Source organism: Niallia tiangongensis (assembly GCF_044704065.1).
Taxonomy (GTDB): domain Bacteria; phylum Bacillota; class Bacilli; order Bacillales; family Cytobacillaceae; genus Niallia; species Niallia tiangongensis.
Genome location: NZ_CP162613.1, coordinates 3,183,931 through 3,204,493, shown reverse-complemented (window position 1 = coordinate 3,204,493; position 20,563 = coordinate 3,183,931). Strand labels below are relative to the sequence as shown.

20 protein-coding genes, 1 other RNA gene and 2 pseudogenes are annotated in these 20,563 nt (G+C 35.3%); 18 read left to right on the top strand and 5 right to left on the bottom strand.

Features of this window, described 5'->3' with window-relative positions:
• Positions 1-46 precede the first annotated feature (46 nt).
• From AB3U99_RS15470 to AB3U99_RS15460, 3 genes and pseudogenes are all read left to right on the top strand, one after another.
• Positions 47-883, top strand: coding sequence for a biotin/lipoate A/B protein ligase family protein (locus AB3U99_RS15470; protein WP_400242335.1), 837 nt, complete (start codon positions 47-49; stop codon positions 881-883).
• A gap of 493 nt (positions 884-1,376) precedes the next feature.
• A pseudogene (locus tag AB3U99_RS15465) lies at positions 1,377-2,162 on the top strand (ribonucleotide reductase N-terminal alpha domain-containing protein); the annotation flags it as partial.
• Positions 2,163-2,559: 397 nt separating this feature from the next.
• Positions 2,560-4,326 (top strand): annotated as a pseudogene (locus AB3U99_RS15460) (vitamin B12-dependent ribonucleotide reductase); the annotation flags it as partial.
• A gap of 185 nt (positions 4,327-4,511) precedes the next feature.
• Here the strand turns inward: AB3U99_RS15460 and AB3U99_RS15455 are convergent.
• Positions 4,512-4,751 carry a spore coat protein gene (locus tag AB3U99_RS15455; protein ID WP_400242333.1) on the bottom strand — a complete coding sequence of 80 codons (240 nt, stop codon included), beginning with the start codon at positions 4,749-4,751 and terminating at the stop codon, positions 4,512-4,514.
• Positions 4,752-5,080: 329 nt separating this feature from the next.
• Here AB3U99_RS15455 and AB3U99_RS15450 point away from each other — a divergent pair, with 329 nt between their 5' ends.
• Positions 5,081-5,965, top strand: coding sequence for a patatin-like phospholipase family protein (locus AB3U99_RS15450; protein WP_400242331.1), 885 nt, complete (start codon positions 5,081-5,083; stop codon positions 5,963-5,965).
• 73 nt (positions 5,966-6,038) lie between these two features.
• Here the strand turns inward: AB3U99_RS15450 and AB3U99_RS15445 are convergent, their stop codons facing one another.
• Positions 6,039-6,419: an SA1362 family protein gene (locus tag AB3U99_RS15445; protein WP_400242329.1), complete on the bottom strand. Its 381-nt coding sequence runs from the start codon at positions 6,417-6,419 to the stop codon at positions 6,039-6,041.
• Positions 6,420-6,610: 191 nt separating this feature from the next.
• Complete coding sequence (locus AB3U99_RS15440) at positions 6,611-7,555, bottom strand: DUF1385 domain-containing protein (RefSeq protein WP_400242327.1); 945 nt, start codon at positions 7,553-7,555, stop codon at positions 6,611-6,613.
• A 232-nt stretch (positions 7,556-7,787) separates the two neighbouring features.
• Between AB3U99_RS15440 and AB3U99_RS15435 the strand changes: the two genes are divergently transcribed.
• From AB3U99_RS15435 to AB3U99_RS15415, 5 genes are all read left to right on the top strand, one after another.
• Complete coding sequence (locus AB3U99_RS15435) at positions 7,788-8,318, top strand: YqhR family membrane protein (protein ID WP_400242325.1); 531 nt, start codon at positions 7,788-7,790, stop codon at positions 8,316-8,318.
• A 287-nt stretch (positions 8,319-8,605) separates the two neighbouring features.
• Entirely contained in the window at positions 8,606-9,667 is a 1,062-nt protein-coding gene (locus AB3U99_RS15430; protein ID WP_400242323.1) for a M24 family metallopeptidase, read from the top strand.
• Between the two features lie 12 nt (positions 9,668-9,679).
• Positions 9,680-10,237: an elongation factor P gene (gene efp, locus AB3U99_RS15425; protein WP_400242321.1), complete on the top strand. Its 558-nt coding sequence runs from the start codon at positions 9,680-9,682 to the stop codon at positions 10,235-10,237.
• 72 nt (positions 10,238-10,309) lie between these two features.
• Positions 10,310-10,502: non-coding RNA, 6S RNA (ssrS, locus tag AB3U99_RS15420), on the top strand.
• A 465-nt stretch (positions 10,503-10,967) separates the two neighbouring features.
• A complete protein-coding gene (locus tag AB3U99_RS15415) occupies positions 10,968-11,618 on the top strand; it encodes a bifunctional 4-hydroxy-2-oxoglutarate aldolase/2-dehydro-3-deoxy-phosphogluconate aldolase (protein WP_400242319.1) in 651 nt (216 codons plus the stop codon).
• 217 nt (positions 11,619-11,835) lie between these two features.
• Here AB3U99_RS15415 and AB3U99_RS15410 read toward each other — a convergent pair whose 3' ends face one another.
• Positions 11,836-12,552: a LysM peptidoglycan-binding domain-containing protein gene (locus AB3U99_RS15410; protein WP_400242317.1), complete on the bottom strand. Its 717-nt coding sequence runs from the start codon at positions 12,550-12,552 to the stop codon at positions 11,836-11,838.
• A 61-nt stretch (positions 12,553-12,613) separates the two neighbouring features.
• Positions 12,614-14,005 (bottom strand): alkaline phosphatase, encoded by a 1,392-nt coding sequence (locus AB3U99_RS15405; protein ID WP_400242315.1) that lies wholly within the window; start codon positions 14,003-14,005, stop codon positions 12,614-12,616.
• A 353-nt stretch (positions 14,006-14,358) separates the two neighbouring features.
• Between AB3U99_RS15405 and spoIIIAA the strand changes: the two genes are divergently transcribed.
• The 9 genes from spoIIIAA (at position 14,359) to accB (ending at position 20,558) form a co-directional block, all read left to right on the top strand.
• A complete protein-coding gene (spoIIIAA, locus tag AB3U99_RS15400) occupies positions 14,359-15,285 on the top strand; it encodes a stage III sporulation protein AA (RefSeq protein ID WP_400242313.1) in 927 nt (308 codons plus the stop codon).
• Positions 15,286-15,801, top strand: coding sequence for a stage III sporulation protein SpoIIIAB (spoIIIAB, locus tag AB3U99_RS15395; RefSeq protein WP_400242311.1), 516 nt, complete (start codon positions 15,286-15,288; stop codon positions 15,799-15,801).
• Between the two features lie 19 nt (positions 15,802-15,820).
• Positions 15,821-16,027, top strand: coding sequence for a stage III sporulation protein AC (spoIIIAC, locus tag AB3U99_RS15390; protein WP_016204918.1), 207 nt, complete (start codon positions 15,821-15,823; stop codon positions 16,025-16,027).
• 8 nt (positions 16,028-16,035) lie between these two features.
• On the top strand, positions 16,036-16,431 hold the full coding sequence (gene spoIIIAD / locus AB3U99_RS15385) for a stage III sporulation protein AD (RefSeq protein WP_400248097.1): 396 nt from the start codon (positions 16,036-16,038) through the stop codon (positions 16,429-16,431).
• Between the two features lie 21 nt (positions 16,432-16,452).
• On the top strand, positions 16,453-17,694 hold the full coding sequence (spoIIIAE, locus tag AB3U99_RS15380) for a stage III sporulation protein AE (protein WP_400242307.1): 1,242 nt from the start codon (positions 16,453-16,455) through the stop codon (positions 17,692-17,694).
• A 14-nt stretch (positions 17,695-17,708) separates the two neighbouring features.
• Positions 17,709-18,341: a stage III sporulation protein AF gene (gene spoIIIAF, locus AB3U99_RS15375; RefSeq protein WP_400242305.1), complete on the top strand. Its 633-nt coding sequence runs from the start codon at positions 17,709-17,711 to the stop codon at positions 18,339-18,341.
• Positions 18,334-18,987 (top strand): stage III sporulation protein AG, encoded by a 654-nt coding sequence (gene spoIIIAG, locus AB3U99_RS15370; RefSeq protein ID WP_400242303.1) that lies wholly within the window; start codon positions 18,334-18,336, stop codon positions 18,985-18,987. Before spoIIIAF ends, spoIIIAG begins: the two co-directional genes overlap by 8 nt.
• A 13-nt stretch (positions 18,988-19,000) precedes the next feature.
• Entirely contained in the window at positions 19,001-19,558 is a 558-nt protein-coding gene (locus tag AB3U99_RS15365) for a SpoIIIAH-like family protein (protein WP_400242301.1), read from the top strand.
• A gap of 529 nt (positions 19,559-20,087) precedes the next feature.
• Positions 20,088-20,558, top strand: a complete 471-nt coding sequence (gene accB, locus AB3U99_RS15360; protein ID WP_400242299.1) for an acetyl-CoA carboxylase biotin carboxyl carrier protein — start codon at positions 20,088-20,090, stop codon at positions 20,556-20,558.
• The last annotated feature ends 5 nt before the right edge of the window (positions 20,559-20,563 follow it).

Here is a 20,563-nt window from a genome sequence, read left to right as displayed (position 1 = left end):
TTAGTAAGGATTTAAATGTATTATACATAGAAAAAGAGGGTTCATTATGATAAAAGAAACGTGGAGATTTATTGATTCAGGCAATCATTCTCCTTCTTTTAATATGGCATTAGACGAAGCGTTATTAGAATGGCATTCTAAAGGGGTTTTTCCGCCGGTGATTCGTTTTTATGGCTGGGATCCTGCTACTTTATCTATTGGATATTTTCAGAAGGTAGAGAAAGAAATTGACTTAAAAGCAGTTAAAGAATTAGGTCTTGGGTTTGTAAGAAGGCCAACAGGTGGAAGGGGCGTTCTACATGAGCATGAATTGACATACAGTGTGATTGTTTCAGAAGAACATCCCAATATGCCGAAAACAGTAACAGAAGCTTATCGAGTAATTTCGGAGGGGATATTAAAAGGGTTTCACTTTCTAGAATTGGATGCCTATTTTTCTGTGCCGAAAACAGAAGAACAAAAAAATAATTTAAAAAGTCCGAGATCCGCTGTATGCTTTGATGCCCCTAGCTGGTATGAATTAGTAGTAGAGGGAAGAAAAGTTGCTGGGAGTGCACAAACGAGACAGCAGGGTGTTATTTTGCAGCATGGTTCTATTCTATTAGACTTAGATGAGGACAAATTATTCCGTCTATTTAAGTATCCAAATGACCGTGTCAAAGAAAGAATGCAAAAGGCTTTTAAGAGTAAAGCGGTTGCAATTAACGATTTAACATCGAGAAACATTTCCATTGAGATGGCGAAAGAAGCTTTTAAAAAAGGATTTGAAGAAGGTTTAAATATTCAATTAGATAATTATCAGTTAACTGCTGAAGAATTAGAATATGTAGAAAAAATCGCGAAAGAAAAATATGAAAGTGATGAATGGAATTTTAGACGATAAATATATCGTAATTTTTGAGCACGAAATTCTTTTTTTTAGAATTTCGTGTTTTAATTGTTTGGAAAATGGTTGTTTAAACGAAAAAATACAAAGCTTTCGTACCATTTTTACATGTCGAAAAATTTTTTTGGAGAGAAAAGATTTAGATAAATAGGCTTATATCAATGGATTATCCTATGTTCCAATAAGCAAGTGCGAAAAAGGACGGAATTTCTATTTTTATGTCATATTATCTATGTATCTCTTTCTTTTTCTTTAAAATCTACTTTTTTTCGTTGTTTGACAAATCGCAAGATATTTAAAATACACACAATATATAGGTATTTGTTTTTATATTGAATACTATATGTTGATTTTATGTGTTTGGTGTGATAGTTTAAGGATATTAATAAAAAAATGCTAGATATCTAATTATAGATTTATATACAAAGATTATTTTTCAACAACTATTAGTATCTGCTCTACTTTTTATATGAATGAAGGGGTTGTGTGTATGTCAGTAATGTTAAGTCAAGGTGTGAAGGTAGATATAGATAAGCTGAATAAGGATATTGCTTTATTTCCGGAGGTTCATCCAATTACTCCAGATATGAAACTAACTCATAAAGGCGTTTCTCGACTTGTCATGCTTGACCGTTATACGTATAAAGATACAGAGAAAATTACGTTATCTGCTGGCGATTTCGTTGTATTGACTATTAAAGAAGATCCTAAGTTTCCAGCGAGAGGAATAGGATTTATTCAGGAAATTGATCATATTCTTAATACAGCTAAAGTATTAGTGGAAGAAGATTACCGTGGTGTTCTTGAAGGAGAAGAGGGAGAAACGGGTGTCATTGTTCGTTCCTTAGATGTAATCGAAAAACCGTTGGAAATTTATTACGAGCAAATTGCAAAGCGTAATGCTACTGGTCTTGCATCAGTAGAAAAGACGGAAGAGAAAAGAAAAGAATGGTTCGAAAAGTTTTACAGTGAGCTTGTTCATTTGAACTTCATCCCTGCAGGTCGTGTATTATATGGAGCTGGAGCTGGAACAGATGTTACGTATTTCAACTGTTATGTAATGCCTTTTGTTCAGGATTCAAGAGAAGGTATTTCCGAGCATCGTAAACAGGTTATGGAAATCATGAGTCGTGGAGGCGGTGTAGGAACAAATGGATCTACGCTAAGACCTCGTAATACATTAGCAAAAGGAGTTAATGGTAAATCATCTGGATCTGTTTCTTGGTTAGATGATATTGCGAAGCTAACGCATTTAGTAGAACAAGGTGGATCCCGTTAACCTATAACGGCGGGATTAAAATCTCGTGAATTGCTGGAACATCCTTAGAGCTTTATCAACCACAACGTGACTGGTAACGGTGAGCGTGATGGTTTAAAAATGATAAAGATTGGGCAATCAGCAGCCAAGTGTCTTTGGAAACGAAGATAAAGGTTCAACGACTATTGAAACTTCCTAAAGTTACCAGTAAAACAAGCCCTATAGTGCAAGGAGGGGATTAAATTGGGAGCAAAGGAAGGAGTAAATCATAGCAAATGGAGACGTTGTTATGAGGCACGAGACAAAGAGGAACGGATAAATCTTTTTCTTTGATGATATAGTCTGCTCTCATATGAAAGTATGAGAGGGTGGCAGAAATGACCATCCCCACTTCCATGAAGTGAGTAACAATTAGCGTGGTGCTCAAATGATTATGCTAGCTGATTGGCATCCAGATATTATTGAATTCATTATTTCGAAAATGCAAAATCCACGGATTTTACGGTTCTTGATTGAAAATACACAAGATGAAACAATAAAAAAATATGCACAAGATAAATTGAAATTTACGCCTCTAACAGAACAAGAGCGTTCCATGTATCAAGGCATTCTAAATTATAAAAATATCCCTGGTCAAGGTGGTTTTAACGAGGGGATTTTCCGTGATGCAGAAGAAAAGCTATCAAGTGGCGGAACCTATGCTGTTCATCAATCCGAATTTTTAACAGGAGCAAACATTTCTGTCTGCTTAACGAATGAATTTATGGAAGCAGTGGAGAAGGATGAAGAATATGCACTTCGCTTCCCTGATGTTGAAAGCTACGATAAGGAGCAAATGCAGCATTATAACGAAGAATGGCATAAAGTTGGCGATGTAAGAGAGTGGGAAGCAGAAGGAAATAAAGTCCGTGTTTATCGCAAAATTAAAGCGAAGGAATTATGGAACTTAATTAATATCTGTGCAACTTATTCTGCAGAGCCAGGTATCTTCTTCATTGATAATGCAAATGAAATGACAAATGCAACTAGCTACGGTCAAAAAGTTGTTGCAACAAACCCTTGTGGCGAGCAGCCATTAGCACCATTTAGCGTATGTAATTTAGCTGCTGTTAACCTTGCGGAAATGGCAGATAAGGAAAATAAAACAGTTAATTTTGAAAAGCTAAAGAAAACAGTAGAAGTGGGAGTGAGAATGCAGGATAACGTTATCGATGCTACACCTTACTTCTTGGAAGAGAATAAGAAGCAAGCTCTAGGAGAACGTCGTGTCGGTCTTGGCGTTATGGGGCTTCATGATCTACTCATTTACTGTGAAACAGAATATGGAAGCGAAGAGGGAAATGTCTTAGTAGATAAAGTGTTTGAAACAATTGCAACAACTGCATACAGAGCATCCATTGAGTTAGCGAAAGAAAAAGGCAGCTTCCCGTTCTTACAAGCGGAATCAGAGGAAGAGGTTGCAAAACTGCGCAATGCCTTTATTCATACTGGCTTCATGAAAAAAATGCCTGAGGATATTAGAGAAGACATTCTTCAATATGGTATCCGTAACTCTCATTTATTAACAGTAGCACCTACAGGCAGTACAGGTACGATGGTTGGTGTATCAACTGGTCTTGAGCCATACTTCTCCTTCTCTTATTACCGAAGCGGAAGACTTGGAAAATTCATTGAAGTGAAAGCAGATATTGTTCAAGAATATATAGATGCTCATCCAGAGGCAGATCCGAATAATCTTCCAAATTGGTTCGTTGCTGCAATGGATTTGGCTCCTGAGGCACATGCTGATGTTCAATGTATCATTCAAAGATGGATTGACAGCTCTATTAGTAAAACGGTAAATGCACCAAAAGGATATAGTGTAGAGCAAGTTCAAAAAGTGTATGAAAGATTATATCGTGGTGGTGCTAAAGGCGGTACCGTTTATGTGGATGGCTCCCGCGATAGTCAAGTACTAACATTAAAAGCGGAAGAAAACACATTTGATGAAGCACAACCGAAAAAACGTGAAGAACCACATGTAGTTCTTGTCGATACGATAAATGAGTTGAAATCTACAAATGTAACGATTGGTTCAGAAATCGGCGATACTTGTCCCGTATGCCGAAAAGGTGTTGTAGAAGAAATCGGTGGATGTAATACTTGTACGAATTGCAACACACAATTAAAATGTGGCCTTTAATACGCAGATATTGGTCATTATTAATAAACTTCCAGTTTGGAAATTATTACCTTTATGAATAAAGCTACAGAAAGAGGCTGAGCAATTGTCAGCCTCTTTAAATATATTAAAAAACAGGATAACTTAGTCAAGGAGAGCGATATTAAGGTGGTTCGCTTATCGCTCCCATTAACTATTACATTATTTTAATAAAACCCATACGGTGGGACGCCATATCCGTAACCATATGGTGGATAACCATATCCTCCATATAATGCTGGACCAAGTAATGCACCTGTTGCAAACCCGCCTAACAAGCCTAAGCCAAGTCCTAAGCCAGCTCCTCCAAAGCCGAATCCAGGTCTACCAAAACCAGGTCTGCCAAAGCCACCAAAACCAGGTCGTATTCTTCTTACATCCTGTGGATAAATGAATTGATTTTGCATAAAATATCCTCCTCTTTTTTTCATTATTTAGCTAAAGCGCATATCCTCCACTACTTTTTATCTTCAAAACGAGATACTGCACTTATCTACTTCGAATTAGTTTATGTGTCTATACACTATATTGATTGATACAAATGCCTAAACCCAACATGCATTTACTGCATCCTATTTAAAGTGAATACTATGAACATAAATAAAAGAATGACATTTAACTTGTCTCCTGTACTATTTTCTAATTACGAATACTAAATTGGAGTATAAAGGTCTAGGGTCCATAAAAATGAAAAACCTTTCGAAGTCCCATTTGCTTGTTAAAAGGAGTGAATTTTATGTATATAGACGGGGTCTTTTCGGGCGGAGGAATTAAAGGGTTAGCTTTAGTGGGAGCATATGAAGTTGTAGAACAACGAGGATTTCAATTTGCTAGGCTGGCAGGAACTAGTGCAGGTTCAATAGTTGCAGCCTTAATTGCTGCAGGGTATACGAGTCGAGAAATAGCGAAATTATTGGAGGATTTGGATTTAAGTACATTTTTAGATGAACGACAATTGTTAATTCCTTTTCCACTTGCAAAATGGTTTTTTCTTTATTGGAAGTTAGGACTATATAAAGGAGAAGAACTGGAAAAGTGGATAGAAAATAAATTGGCAGTAAAAGGATTAAGAACATTTGCAGATATCCCCCCGCAATCATTACGCTTTATTGCTTCAGATATTACAAATGGTGTATTAATGATTCTACCAGATGATTTGCCGAAATACGGAATCAATCCCCAGACTTTTTCGATTGCGAAGGCTATTAGAATGAGTTGTAGTCTTCCATATTTTTTTGAACCAGTAATCCTTGGCAATAAGTCAAATAAAAATGTGGTTGTCGATGGAGGAGTACTCAGTAATTTCCCAATTTGGTTATTTGATCAAGAGAATATACTGAAAACAAGACCTGTTTTAGGAGTTAAATTAAGTCATAGCATAAAGGAGCATCCAAAGCATAAAATCCAAAATGCCATTGATTTACTTACAGCGATGTTTGAAACGATGAAGGATGCTCATGATTCTCGTTACATTTCTAGGAAACACGAAAAAAATATAATCTTTGTTCCAACAGAAGGAGTACTGGCAACAGAATTTGCTCTAACGAAAGAAGACCAAGCAAAGCTTATGCAGTTAGGAAGAGATTGTGCAACGAAATTTTTTAAAACATGGGCTTATTAAAGCATAAGTGAGTTAAAAGGGCTACGTAGGGAAAGAACTTCAACTTCATATAGAATTAAAAAAATCGAGCCCTTTATAAAGAGGCTCGATTCTTTTTTTTGCTCTTCTTCCCGTCAATAACAGTTAAATGAGCAGTGCTTTTACTTCGTTTATGCTTGTTGGCTTTTAAGGAAGAGGAGTTAGTTGAGTGTTGCTGTCCTGCTGGTAACTTTTCTCTTGTTTGTAGCCGTTTTTTTGATTTCTTCGCAGCTTTTAGAAAAGCTCTTTGCTCTCTTTTTTGCGGACTAGATGTACTGAAATGGCGAAAAATGAACCAAATAATAGCACCAACCGCAACAATGACAGCAATGTTTAGAAAAAATCCAGCAGGATTTTTAATTAAACTAGTAGTTAAGCCAATGAAAGCAAGGAGAAAAATACTTCCAAATAAGATAATTGAAAATCGGTTCTTCAAAAAGCCACCTCCCTAAAAGCATGATGAGCATTTTTTCTAACTTTTAAACTATTATTAAGAAAAGTTTATTCAAAAAAAGCCAAATTGTTCACAAGAAAAAGTTTTCAGAAAATAGATTTTTAAACAGTAATGTAACTAAATATATGAGAAAGTTTCATTTATAAATTACTTACTTATACCCAAATTGAAACTTATTCAATAACTGCCTTTGAAACCTGTGCTTCCGTTTCTTCTTCGCGTCTCTTTAATTCGGAAAAGGAAAGTATTGCTACTTCGACTTGATCATCACTTGGTTCTTTCGTTGTTAATAATTGTAGCCATAGACCAGGCAAGCCAAGATATTTTAAAACAGGGACATTTCTTAATTTATTGGTAAGCTGTAATACCTCAAAGGAAATGCCAAGAACGACTGGAATCAAGGCAATACGAATTAATACTCTATCTAAAAGATTATCTGGATAGAAAAATAAATAGAGAAATAACCCGACAATTACGGTAAACAGAATAAAGCTTGATCCACAGCGATAGTGTAACCTTGAAGCCGATTGTACATTTTCTATTGTTAATTCTTTCCCGCTTTCATAAGCATTAATCACTTTATGTTCAGCACCATGATACTGAAATACTCTCTTTATAATGGGGGTCAGTGATACAAAATAAATATATCCAAGTAAAAGAATTAGCTTAAAAAAGCTTTCTAATAGTATTTGCGCAACATGTCCAGAAATAATAGGCATAAACATAGCTGCTAGGAAAGTTGGAATAAGCGTAAAAATAAATTTTCCAAATAGAAAGGAAAGTACACCTAATACTGCTACCCCTAAAATCATTGATATTTTAGAAGGCTCTTGTTCTTCCAATTTATAATCATCAGAAGGGTCAACATCATAGCGATCCGTTGAAAAATTCAAATGCTTTGTTCCATTCCCGCTTGATTCAATAATCGCAATCATACCTCGTAAGAATGGAATTTTTTTTAATTTTGCTAGCTTGGTATTATACGTTCTAGGAAGATGAAAATAATCAACAGACTGATCTTTGCGTCTTATGGCTGTGACATAATGATGTTTTCCTCCAAACATCACACCTTCCACAACAGCCTGACCTCCGTATAATGGTTTTTGTTCACTTGACATGTATAATAACACCAACCTCAGGATAATTTAGGTGAAAACAACTGGATTTTTTTTCTGTTAAGTAGATTTTATGGTTGTATATCCCCTAATACTATTTTACTAAAAAATTCTAAAAACCACTAGCAGGACATTTCATCCTTTGTGAATAATCCATTTAAATTAAAACTCTAAAAAGATAAAGATGCAAGGAAAGAAAAGGATTGGGACATACTAGGAATTGGAGGTGGACATTATGGATAATCAACAACAATCACATGAAAAAGGAAGACCGATGTCTTTTATCGCCTTAGTAATTTGGACAGGCATGTTTGGTGGGATTTTCTGGTCGCTTATTGGGTACATAGGATATGTTTTTAATTTTACAGAAATACGCCCTAACATCCTCTTAGAGCCTTGGGCGATTGGCAGTTGGAAATATGGCTGGTTAGGAACGGTAATCAGTATCGTTGTCATAGGATTTTTTTCAGCTGGGGCAGCATTTGCTTACTATTTAATGTTAAGAAAATTTAAAACCATTTATATTGGCATTGGATTTGGTATCGCATTGTTTATTTGTGTTTTTGTCATTTTAAACCCTATCTTTCCAAGCATGGCTCCTTTTTTAGAGCTGAAAAGAGATACAATTATTTCTTCCGCTTGTATATATGTCCTTTATGGAGTATTTGTAGGATATACAATCTCTTATGAAGAAAGTGAAATTCAATTAAAAGAATGGAAGGAAAAAAAGCCAGCAACTAATTTAACAGGTAATGAAGGGGAATAGATCAAATTTTATTTACTCTAGAAAGTAAATAGGGGTGTACCTTCTATTGACGTTAATAGTAAAAATTGGTGACGACATCGTTCGTAAGGCTTTTATTTAGCTAGTTAGGGTGTCTAAAATCTTTATTTGCATGCTATTTTGCCTGTATTATAAAAGTATTTATGTTAAAATAATTCCATGAGTGTACTTTTTTCATCATTCAGATTTTTACCTTATCTAGAAGTTGTTAAGGCTTTAAGAAGTACAGTGCCTCTAGGAAAGTGTATAAACTAAGGGAGAGGATTTTAATGGAGAAACTTAAAAGAGTAAGAGAAGCACTGACAGAAGTTGGGGCAGAAGGTATTTTGATTACAAGCACATATAACAGACGTTATGTTAGTAACTTTACAGGTTCTTCAGGGGCTGTATTAATCAGTGGGGAAAAAGCTTTATTTATCACAGATTTCCGTTATGTGGAGCAGGCTGGAAATCAATGTATTGGATTCGAGGTTGTTCAGCATAAAGGAGCAATTCTTCAAGAGGTCGCAAGTCAGGCAGAGAAATTAGGAATAAAGAAACTAGCATTTGAACAAGACTATACAACTTTTACTCAGTATAAGGAGTTAGAATCAGTCGTAAAAGGAGAATTAGTGCCAGTTTCAGGTATAATTGAAAAGTTACGCTTGATTAAGACTAATGAAGAGATTAAGATATTAAAGGAAGCTGCTAAGATTGCTGATGCTGCTTTCACCCATATCCTTGATTTCATTAAGGTTGGGAAAACAGAATTGGAAGTTTCGAATGAATTAGAGTTTTTTATGAGAAAATTAGGCGCCACTTCATCTTCCTTTGATACAATTGTTGCATCAGGGAAAAGATCTGCATTGCCACATGGTGTTGCAACCGATAAAGTAATTGAAGCTGGTGATTTTATTACATTAGATTATGGTGCTTATTATAATGGATATGTATCAGATATTACGAGAACCATTGCTATTGGTAACCCAGATGAGAAATTAAAAGAAATCTATGATATCGTATTAAAGGCTCAGCTGAAGGGAATGGAAGGCATTAAACCAGGAATAACTGGTGTCGAAGCAGATGCACTGACTCGTGATTACATAACTGAAAAAGGATATGGAGAATATTTTGGACATACAACAGGTCATGGAATTGGGCTAGAAGTTCATGAAGGACCGAATTTATCCTTCCGAAATAATGCTCCTCTAGAACCAGGTATGGTAGTAACAGTAGAACCAGGTATATATATTGCAGGACTTGGTGGAGTGCGTATTGAAGATGATACAATAATTACAAATGATCATAATGAAGCTTTAACCCATTCAATGAAGGAACTGATTATTTTATAGGAGGATTACTGCATGATTTCAGTAAACGATTTTAAAACAGGTTTAACAATAGAGGTAGATGGTGGAATCTGGCGTGTACTAGATTTCCAACACGTTAAGCCTGGTAAAGGGGCAGCATTTGTTCGTTCTAAATTAAAGAATTTACGTACTGGTGCTGTTCAAGAAAAAACATTTAGAGCTGGAGAAAAAGTCGCGAAAGCACAAATTGATAATCGTAAAATGCAATATTTATATGCAAGCGGTGACCAGCACGTATTTATGGATGTAGAATCTTACGATCAAATTGAACTTTCGGCTTCTGCAATTGAATACGAATTAAAATTCTTAAAAGAGAATATGGAAGTTCATATTATGATGTATCAATCAGAAACACTAGGTGTAGAACTTCCAAACACGGTTGTACTAGAAGTTGCTGAAACTGAGCCTGGAATTAAAGGGGATACTGCATCAGGTGGTACAAAACCTGCAGTAATGGAAACTGGTGTAACTGTTCAAGTTCCTTTCTTCGTTAACCAAGGGGATCGCTTAATTATTAACACAGCTGAAGCAAGTTATGTTTCTCGTGCGTAATGTTTGAAAGAAAAGTAAATATACTAATTTTACCATTTGCTTTCCGGAGATAATTCATGTATTATAAAAACATAGAAGCTGCGTTGTACGTTATCGTATGAAGTTTCAACCTTTATCGATAATTAGGGAGTTCTATATTAAAGAAGGATCAGCAGGCCTAATGCCATTTGTCATTAGGACATATGATGAGAGCTTTTGCGAACACCCACCTGGTGGAGCAGGTTTTGAAACTCCATACAATCTAAGCGGCAAATGCGGCTGAAAAAGGAGGTAATCATTTGATTACCTCCTTTTTCTATGCAATAAACGCTTTAAGCAAGTATAATTTATCCTTTTAGAAATATTTCCTATGAAGAAAAAAGGGAGATTATATGAAAAAAACTGTATGTCGTTATCTTAAAAAAACGATAAAAATCTTGGATACATGAATCTGACTACTTCTGTGTTGAGAATTGCTTTGTTAGTAACTATTATTATTTGTGGGCATGAGGGAACTAAGTCTATGACAAATAAAAAAGATAGTTGTTTACAATCCAGCAGTCTTATAAGTTATTTTATTGGATTCCTACAATTTGCCTAAATTAAAAAAAATTAATTTAAAGCGTTTCCTATTTTCTAAATTTTCTATACGACAACTATTGAATAATTAAATGAAAACGCTATAATTAAAGCATGAATATTTCCTATTTGACAAATGAATTTCTGAATAGGAAATGAAAAAGGAGGAACTATGAAAAGACTTGATATACTAACAAGGCTTAGAAATTCAGGGGTTGTAGCAGTTATTCGTGCAGATACTATGGAAGAAGCTTTAAAGGTTACTGAAGCAGTTGTTAAAGGAGGAATGAAAGGTCTTGAAATTACTTTCACTATTCCGCAGGCAGAGAATGTAATTAGAGAAATAGCAGCTTCATACAAAGAGTTCCCTGAAATTGTAGTCGGGGCGGGCACTGTATTGGATGCTTATACTGCAAGAATGGCGATTATGGCAGGTGCAGAATATATTGTAAGCCCTTGCTTTAATTCGGAAACAGCTGAAATTTGCAATTTATATCAAATACCATATTTACCAGGCTGTATGACAATTACAGAAATGAAAGAAGCGCTTAAAGCTGGAGTAGATATTATTAAGCTCTTCCCTGGAAGTGCATTTGGTCCAAGTATAGTAAGTAGCTATAAAGCACCGTTGCCTCAATTGAATATCATGCCAACAGGTGGAGTTAGTCTACATAATATGGAAGAATGGTTTAAGCAAGGGGTAATTGCGGTTGGTGTTGGCGGGAATTTATTGGCACCAGCAAAAACAGGCGAATTTGAAAAAATCACGGCCATGGCTAGAGAGTATATGGATAAATATGGAGAGATACAGTCAGGAAAATAAGCTTAAGGTATATGCTTTAACCAGTTGGTAGAATGCTTGATTACTAGTTAGTTGTTTTCTTCAAACAAAAAGATAAATTTATCTATCAGTATAAATCTATATGTATAGGAATGTAGTTGATTATAATTGAACTGTATGGTTAAGTAGAGTACTTGATTTTAGCGTTAATACAAAACAAAATAAAATAAAAGGAGAAAGAAGAGTAGGATAGTTAAGCTTATCCTACTCTTAGTTTTTGACCTGGATATATTTTGTTAACATCCTTCAATTGATTCCATTCCTCTATTTTACCAACACTTGTATGAAAAGTCTTTGCAATTTGGCTGACTGTATCTCCTTTTTTTATGACATAATAAACAGCTTGAGTTGATGGTATTTTGATTTTCTGTCCTACTTTAATTTGGTTAGGGTTTGCTATTTGATTGTAAGCTGCAAGAACTTTAATAGTTGTCTTATATTTTCTGCTAATTTGATACAGTGTATCTCCTTTTTTAACAATATATTCTTTATTATTAGAAGGAATTGCTTGAGTATCTGTTTCAAAATATGGAAGTGGGTTAACTGCGTGAGTTTTATCGATATTCCAACGGCCAATGTGTAATTCAAAATGTAAATGCTGGCCAGTTGAATCTCCTGTACTACCCATAATGCCAATAACTTGTCCTTTTTTTACATATTCTCCGACATTTACTTTTCGAGAACCACTTTTTAAGTGTGCGTATACAGTTTCATATTCTTGTCCAGAAATTTTATGAAGAATCATTATACATTCTCCGTAACTCGCCGAATAATAGGATTTGGTAACCGTTCCGTCAGCACATGCTCTGATCGCATTAATTCCATTTTGTGCAAAGTCAATTCCAAAATGCTTGTCCTTACCTATTGAACGGAATCCATTTGATATATAGGTTACGGAAGTTGGTTTTAAAAACATATAATATCACCTCATAATAAGATACGCTGGAGTGATTATTTATGCTTGGATGTTTACCATACTAATTAGCTAAAGTATAGCCCATAATCGAGGCTATTTTTTGGGGGATATCGATATTATCTAGCACACCATGAAATTCTTCCGCACCTATTCCATCTGCGAAAACGACAATCATATTGCTCGTATGTCCGCCTGTATCGCTAAGTTGCTGTATTTGTGGTTGTACGATACCAGCGTAATAATGGTTGGCGATTATATTTCCGATTTTCCAGTCTACTTGTTGATCTTGATAAATTTGTCCTTTTTTTTTCATTATATTTGTTTGAAATTTTGTAAGTTCTTCTTTCGTTAAATCAATAGCTGCATAGTCTTTAAAAACCTTCCGAATACTCTTTTCTGTATAGCTATTACTTGTTTTTTTCTTTATTAATTGTTGCGCCATGTAATGGGGAGATGCAGAAATATTTTTTAGTGCATTTATATCCATTGCTTCAGTGGCAGATACTCCCATCGTTTCGTGGTCAGCGGCAACAACAACTAATGTATCTTTTCGCTTATTTGCCCATTCCACACAGTATTTAACCACTTCATCGAAGGCGATCGTTTCTTTCCATATTCCTGTAATATCGGATGCATGGGAGGCATGGTCAATCCGTCCTCCTTCTATCATCGCAAAAAAACCTTCCTCGTCTTTTGATAGAATATCGAGTGCTTTTTTAGTCATTTCCTGTAATGTTGGTTCCGTTGTTTTTAGAAGGTTTTTATCTAATTGGAAATTTAAATGAGCATCACCAAAAAGACCGAGAATTTTATTTGAATTTGTTTTTTCTAATTGATCTACAGTTGAAATATAACTATATCCTGAATTTTTGAATGCATCGATAAGGTCAACCCCTCTTTTATCTTTTCGAGTAAAGTATTTTTTGCCTCCTCCCATAATAATATCTACTTTATTGCTTAATTGTTGCTTGGCGATTTCCTCTTGATCTGCCCATCTATTATTGACACTAGCAGTAAAGCTTGCGGGTGTTGCATCTGTTACCGAATTAGTGGTAATGACAGCTGTTCTTTTTCCATCTTTTTGAAATATATCTAAAATACTGTCTTGGTTTTTCCCATTTGGTGTAATGCCAATCATACCATTATTCGTCTTCTGTCCAATCGCAAGAGCTGTTCCCCCGGCAGCAGAGTCGGTAACCCGATTATTACTTGAGGATGTATGGACAATTGCGGTAAAGGGAAGTGTTTCAATAAAAAGTTTTCCTTTTACACCATGCTCAAATAAACGAGCAATCTCCATTTGCCCGATACCCATGCCATCCCCTATGAGTAATATAACATTTTTAGGTTTATCCTTTTGTTCCTTGCTTAAAGCAGGCTTATCTACCACTGTTTGAACAGAAAGGATGAACCCTAAACTGATGGAAAGGAAAACGAGAAGTAGCTTTTTCAAATCTTCTTCCTCCTAGGCTATTGACGTTTAATCTTGTATAGCTTTTGAAAAAATTCATTTTTTAATCCCTTTTTAACTATCATTGCGATGTACTTTTAAAAAATTGTATTTATAAAAATAAACGAATCAAACAGGAAATGACATAAAAAAAGAAGACGAGCATACATTTTAATAAGTCATCCTATGTATGTCATGTTAAAGGAAGGACAGGATTATCTTTTCTCCTATCTTGTTCCCTACTGTTTATGAATAATGAATGGCATCCGAGAATCAACTTCTCATTTTTACTAAGCAATAAAAGTATGAACAGCCTAAAAGAAAGTAGAAAATCTGTAGCAAAGGAGGAATTTATTGTGAATACCATCTATTCTTTTTTGCCTAAATCTATTGAAAATCATATTCTCACAATCCCTCCATCAGAAAGAGTAGGTATGGAAGAGATTCGAGTTCGAATAGGCAGACCTTTAGAAGTATTTATAAATGGACATTCTATCTTTTTTCCATTCATTGTGTCAAAAGAGGATGGGAACCAATTATTAAATAAAATAAGTCAATATTCGGTTTATACAATGGAAGAAGAATTGAAAAGAGGTTACATCACTGTTCAAGGTGGGCATCGTGTTGGACTTGCAGGTAGAGTTATATTGCAAGATAGCAAAGTAAAGGCAATACGGGATGTAGCTTCTTTCAATATTCGTATTGCGAAGGAGAAGATCGGAATAGCTACTCCATTTATTCCTTATTTATATGATAAAGGAAAATGGCGGCATACGATGATTATCGGTCCGCCTCAGACCGGAAAAACGACCTTATTAAGAGATATTGCTAGATTAATTTCATCCGAGGAGGAGCATTCGTTACGTAAGCCTTCGAAAGTAGGGATTGTTGATGAACGATCTGAAATTGCAGGTTGTATGGATGGGGTTCCTCAAATGACGTTTGGCCCGCGTATAGATGTTCTGGATGCTTGTCCAAAAGCGGAAGGAATGATGATGATGATTCGTTCCATGAGTCCAGATGTTCTTATTGTGGATGAGGTAGGTCGAAAAGAGGATGAAGAAGCAATACTAGAAGCTGTTAATGCTGGTATTCAATTAATAATGACAACACATGGTTCAAGCTTGGAAGAAGTAAAAAAACGACCGATGCTTTCTACGATTATAAAAATGGGCATATTTGAACGCTATATTGAATTAAATAGAAAGAAGGGTCCTGGTACAGTAACAGCAATACGAAATGGACAAGGCCAATTATTAATGGATGAAATGAAGGTGAAATAAATGGTGAAAATAATTGGCGCCATCTTGATTCTTGCTTCTACAAGCTGGGGAGGAATGGAATTTTCAAAGCTATTAAGCCAAAGACCAAAGCAAATAAGGGCATTAAAATCAGCTCTCCAATCATTAGAGGCGGAGATTATGTATGGGCATACCCCCTTGCATGAAGCTAGCAGAAGATTAGCAGAACAATTAAGTGATCCACTAAGTTCTTTTTTTGGAAGTTTTGCGGAACGCTTAATCAAAGAGGATACTACGGTGAAAGAAGCGTGGAGTTTATCCTTAAATGATATTTGGAAAAAAACAGCGATGAAAGATACTGAATTAGAAATCATGAAGCAATTCGGTGAAACATTAGGTCGGCATGACCGGTTTTCACAGCAAAAGCAAATTATGCTGACGCTAACTCATCTAGAAAGAGAAGAAGAAGAGGCAAGAGAAATACAAGGGAAATACGAAAAAATGGTAAGAAGCTTAGGTTTTCTGTCCGGTCTGCTGATTGTCATTTTATTGATGTAGTTTTTAGGAGGAGACTTTTATGGGCTTAGAGGTCGATATTATATTTAAAATCGCAGGAGTAGGAATCGTTGTAGCTTTTTTACACACAATCCTCGACCAAGTTGGCAAGAAGGAATATGCACAATGGGTTACATTATTTGGATTTATTTACATTCTATTTATGGTAGCAAATATTGTAAATGATTTGTTTCAAAAGATTAAAGCGGTATTTTTATTCCAAGGGTAAAGGAGGATATCATCATTGAAATTCTTCAAATAGTTGGAATTGCATTAGTTTCCACTTTTTTAGCATTGGTAGTAAAAGAACAAAAGCCCAATATTGCTTTTTTATTAGTTGTCTTTGTTGGCTGTGCAATCTTCCTTTTTCTTGTTGACCAAATAGCGGCAATTATTCAAATGGTGGAAAGAATTGCCATGAATGCAAAGGTAAACACCGTTTATGTAGAAACAATTCTGAAAATTATCGGTATCGCCTATATAGCAGAATTTGCAGTGCAAATTACCAAAGATGCAGGACAAGGCTCCATTGCATCAAAGATTGAACTAGCAGGGAAAATCTTGATTTTAGCAATGGCAGTACCGATATTGACGGTCTTAGTAGAAACAATTTTAAATATGATTCCAAATTAAGTAGGAACCGTTTATTTCGAGGTGAAAAAATTGAAAACAAAGCTGAAAGTCGTACTACTAATAATGACAGCTATCTTTTTTCTCTATCAACCGATTGTACAAGCCTCACCTCATGAGTCACAAGAAGTGCCAAAATCAGAAACGTTGGAGGAAGCAAAGGAAGAAGGAATCGATCCAACAAAACTCGTTGAGTCTCAATTGGAGTCTTTAGACTTAAATGAATTAACGGAATTTTGGGATTCGATTAAAACGGAGTATGGCGGTTTTTTGCCAGAAAGCCAAAAGGGAAGTCTGTATGATTTTATGATAGGGAATAAAACCTTTGACTTACAAGGCTTTTTCCACGGCATGCTTCAATTTGCATTTCATGAAATTATTGTAAATGGGAAATTATTAGGGTCGTTAATATTGCTTACTATATTTAGTGTCATGCTGCAAATGCTCCAAAATTCGTTCGAGAAAAGCTCTATTAGTACAGTGGCCTATGCCATAGTATTTATGGTCATCATTATTCTCGCATTGAATAGCTTTCATGTAGCCATTACTTATGCCAGTGACGCAATATCGAACATGACAAATTTTATATTAGCGCTTGTTCCTTTATTGCTGGCGCTTATGGCAGCTTCAGGCGGTGCTATATCAGCAGCTTTCTTTCATCCTGTTATTCTTTTTTTAATGAATACAAGCGGGATGTTAATTGAATATATCGTACTGCCCCTATTGTTTTTATCAACGTTGCTTCATGTTGTAAGCAGTTTATCAGAACAATATAAAGTTACACAATTAGCGAATTTATTACGAAATATCAGCATAGGGATTCTAGGGACTTTCTTGACTATATTTCTAGGCGTGATCTCCGTCCAAGGTGCATCTTCCGCAATAACAGATGGGATTACGATTAAAACAGCTAAATTTGTGACTGGAAATTTCATTCCGGTTATTGGACGTATGTTCACAGATGCAACGGATACGGTTATAAATGCCTCCTTATTATTAAAAAACACGGTAGGAATAGCAGGAGTGGTAATTCTCCTTCTTCTTGTTGCCTTTCCAGCGATTAAGATTTTGATGATTTCATTTATTTATAAATTTGCCGCAGCACTTCTACAACCAATTGGCGGAGGACCTGTCATTAAATGTCTAGATGTTATAAGTAAGAGTGTTATCTATGTCTTTGCGGCATTAGCGATCGTTTCCCTTATGTTTTTCCTAAGCATTACAGTAATTATTGTTGCAAGTAATTTAACAATGATGGTGAGGTAGAAAGGAGGGCAAGGATGAATTTTATTACAGAGTGGGTTACAAATATAATTCTATTTATTTTGCTAGCAACTGTTGTGGACATGCTATTGCCAAACTCTACCTTTCAGAAATATGCGAAGATGGTCGCTGGATTATTATTAATTACCGTCATATTGACACCTGTATTTAAGCTGATATCCAGTGACTTTGAAGCTGTTTTCACTGCCAATGCAATGGGGGAGCCAGAACAAAATAATATGAATAATTCCATCGAATTGAAAAAAAGAGAAATACAAGCCTCACTTGATGAATATACATTAAATAAAATGGCTGTCCAATTAAAAGAGGATGCAAATGAGGAGTTGATAGCAAATTACGGAATGGAGATCAATTCGATTCAATTATCAATCGACAAAGAGAAGGATGTTGGGTTTCCTGCAAACTTAACAGAAATGGTTATCCATATGAAAGAAAGCAAAGATCCACAAAACGTTGTGGAAGCTGTAAGCCCTGTTCGAATTGACACACAGCAACCTCTTCTTGACAAAAGTGAATCGAAACAAATGGATACAGAAAGTATTGTTTCTTTTCTTTCCGAAAAATGGGAAGTGCGAGATGATGCAATTGTAATTATGTACGAAGGAGGGGAGGAGGAGAAAAATGGATAACAAGGACAAAGGGCCATTAAGCTGGTTAAAAAACTTACTGTCAAATGACGGGGATGAAAAGAAAAAAGGAAAAGCCACCTATCTTGTCATAGTTGTATTGTTTGGCGTAGCTATTATGCTTTTAAGCAACATGTTTTTTAAGGACAATAATAACGCCCAAGAAGTTGCCGCATTAAGTAATGATGCTTCCTCTGAAAATGCTCAAGAAACATTTGGACAAAAAGCCGATAGTAGTAACTTAACCATTGCTGATTATGAAGAACAGTACAAGGAACAAATTAAAGAAGCGATAAATGCGATAGCAGGTGTCAAAGATGCAATTGTTTATGTGAATTTAGAAGGATCAGAAAAGAAAATATATGAAAAAAATAATTCTCAAACAATCCAAAAAACAGAAGAAGAAGATACGCAAGGAGGAAATAGAAGCGTAGAAGAAACATCGAATGAAGAAACGGTGGTTTTAGTGCCAAATGGGGATAAACAAGTTCCAATTGTAGTGGAAACGATGAAGCCTAAAATTGCAGGTGTTCTCGTTGTTGCAAAAGGAGCTGAAAATATAAAAGTTAAAACAATGATTGTGGAGGCAGTTACTCGGGCGTTAGATGTTCCAAGCCATAGAGTTTCTGTACAGCCTAAACAAAACTAAGGGGGAATAATAGATGTTATTAAAAAAGCAAACAGTGTGGTTATTAACGATGTTAAGTTTGGTTGTGGTATTGTCAGTCTACTATATCACATCCCCAGAATCTCGATTAAATGAACTTGCAACTAACGAAGAGAATGCAGAAAATGCAAAAACAAATGATGCGGAGGAAGCAGCTACTGATAGTAAAGGGGAAAGCTCTGTTATGACAACTGATTCTGAAGCAGTATTTGAACAAATGCGACTAGATTTAATGGAGCAGCGTGACAAGGTGAAAGAAGAATTAGTAACCATTCAAGGTTCAAAAGATAAAACAGCAGAAGAGAAAAATGAAGCTACAGAAAAAATTAAAGAGCTTCAGGAAATTACAGATAATGAAAAGATCATGGAAAGCCTAATTAAAGCAGAGAATTATGAAGATGTACTTGTACAGACCTCCGATGATGGAACAGTGAAAGTAACGGTAAAAGCAGAAGAATTATCTGCAGAAGCAGCGAATGAAATTGTGCAGCTAGTCCGCAAAAATATGGATGCACCAAACGCTAATGTCGCAGTAAAAATTGATCCAAAATAAGAAGAAATTAGAAGGAAGATATATTATTTGTGGAAAATGAAGATAACGAATAGCGAGTAAAACTGTAGATCACTTCAAGAAAGTGTCTACAGTTTTTTTGTAAGGGGATTGTACAAAGGTATAAAAAGGACAGACGGAGGGAATTTGGGGTGTATTACTAGCAAAGCAAATTTATTACAGGTGTTCAAAAAGAGAAAGAAACATCCAAAAATTAAAGTGACAAAAAAACAATGTTTAAGAAAAATAGTCCTTTTAACAGTAATTAATTTTTGCTCTTTTTACCCTTGAAATGCAAGAAAGCGTTTTCTGTAAATCGCACAGCTTGGATTAGTTATTTTAAAAAGATAGTGGTATGATAAGTATGTAGAAAGAGAGAGGATCATCTTTCGATTCAAATAATAAAATGAAAAAATAAAAGGAATAGTAGCAAAAAAGTCATGTTTTAAAGATGGTTGTTGAATTATCATAAGGTCTTATCGTATGATATTAGTATCTAGTCCTAAAAGAATGATTTAAGGGGTGCAATTATATGTTAAATATTTCAGAAGTAAAAGAGCTAATTAAATTAATAGATGATTCTACTATTAGTAATTTTTTATATGAACAAGATGGTGTGAAAGTAGAAATCAAGAAGAATGTTGGAGAGGCAGTAGTTTCGGCTCCAGTTATTACAAAAACAATTCAGCAGCAAGAAGCATCAACTAAAGAAGTAGCGGTTGAAAGTGTTGTTGCAGATACACCAGCAAAATCAATCGATGAAAACTTACATAAGATTACTTCTCCAATGGTAGGAACTTTTTATCAATCAGCTTCTCCAGACGCAGATGCGTTTGTAAAAGTTGGAGATAAAGTTACGAAAGACTCTGTTGTTTGTATCGTAGAAGCGATGAAGTTATTTAATGAAATTACAGCAGAAGTAGATGGAGAGATTGTAGAAATCCTCGTTAAAGATGGAGAGCTTGTAGAGTACGGGGAACCATTATTCCTAGTAAAGGCGTAACAAAG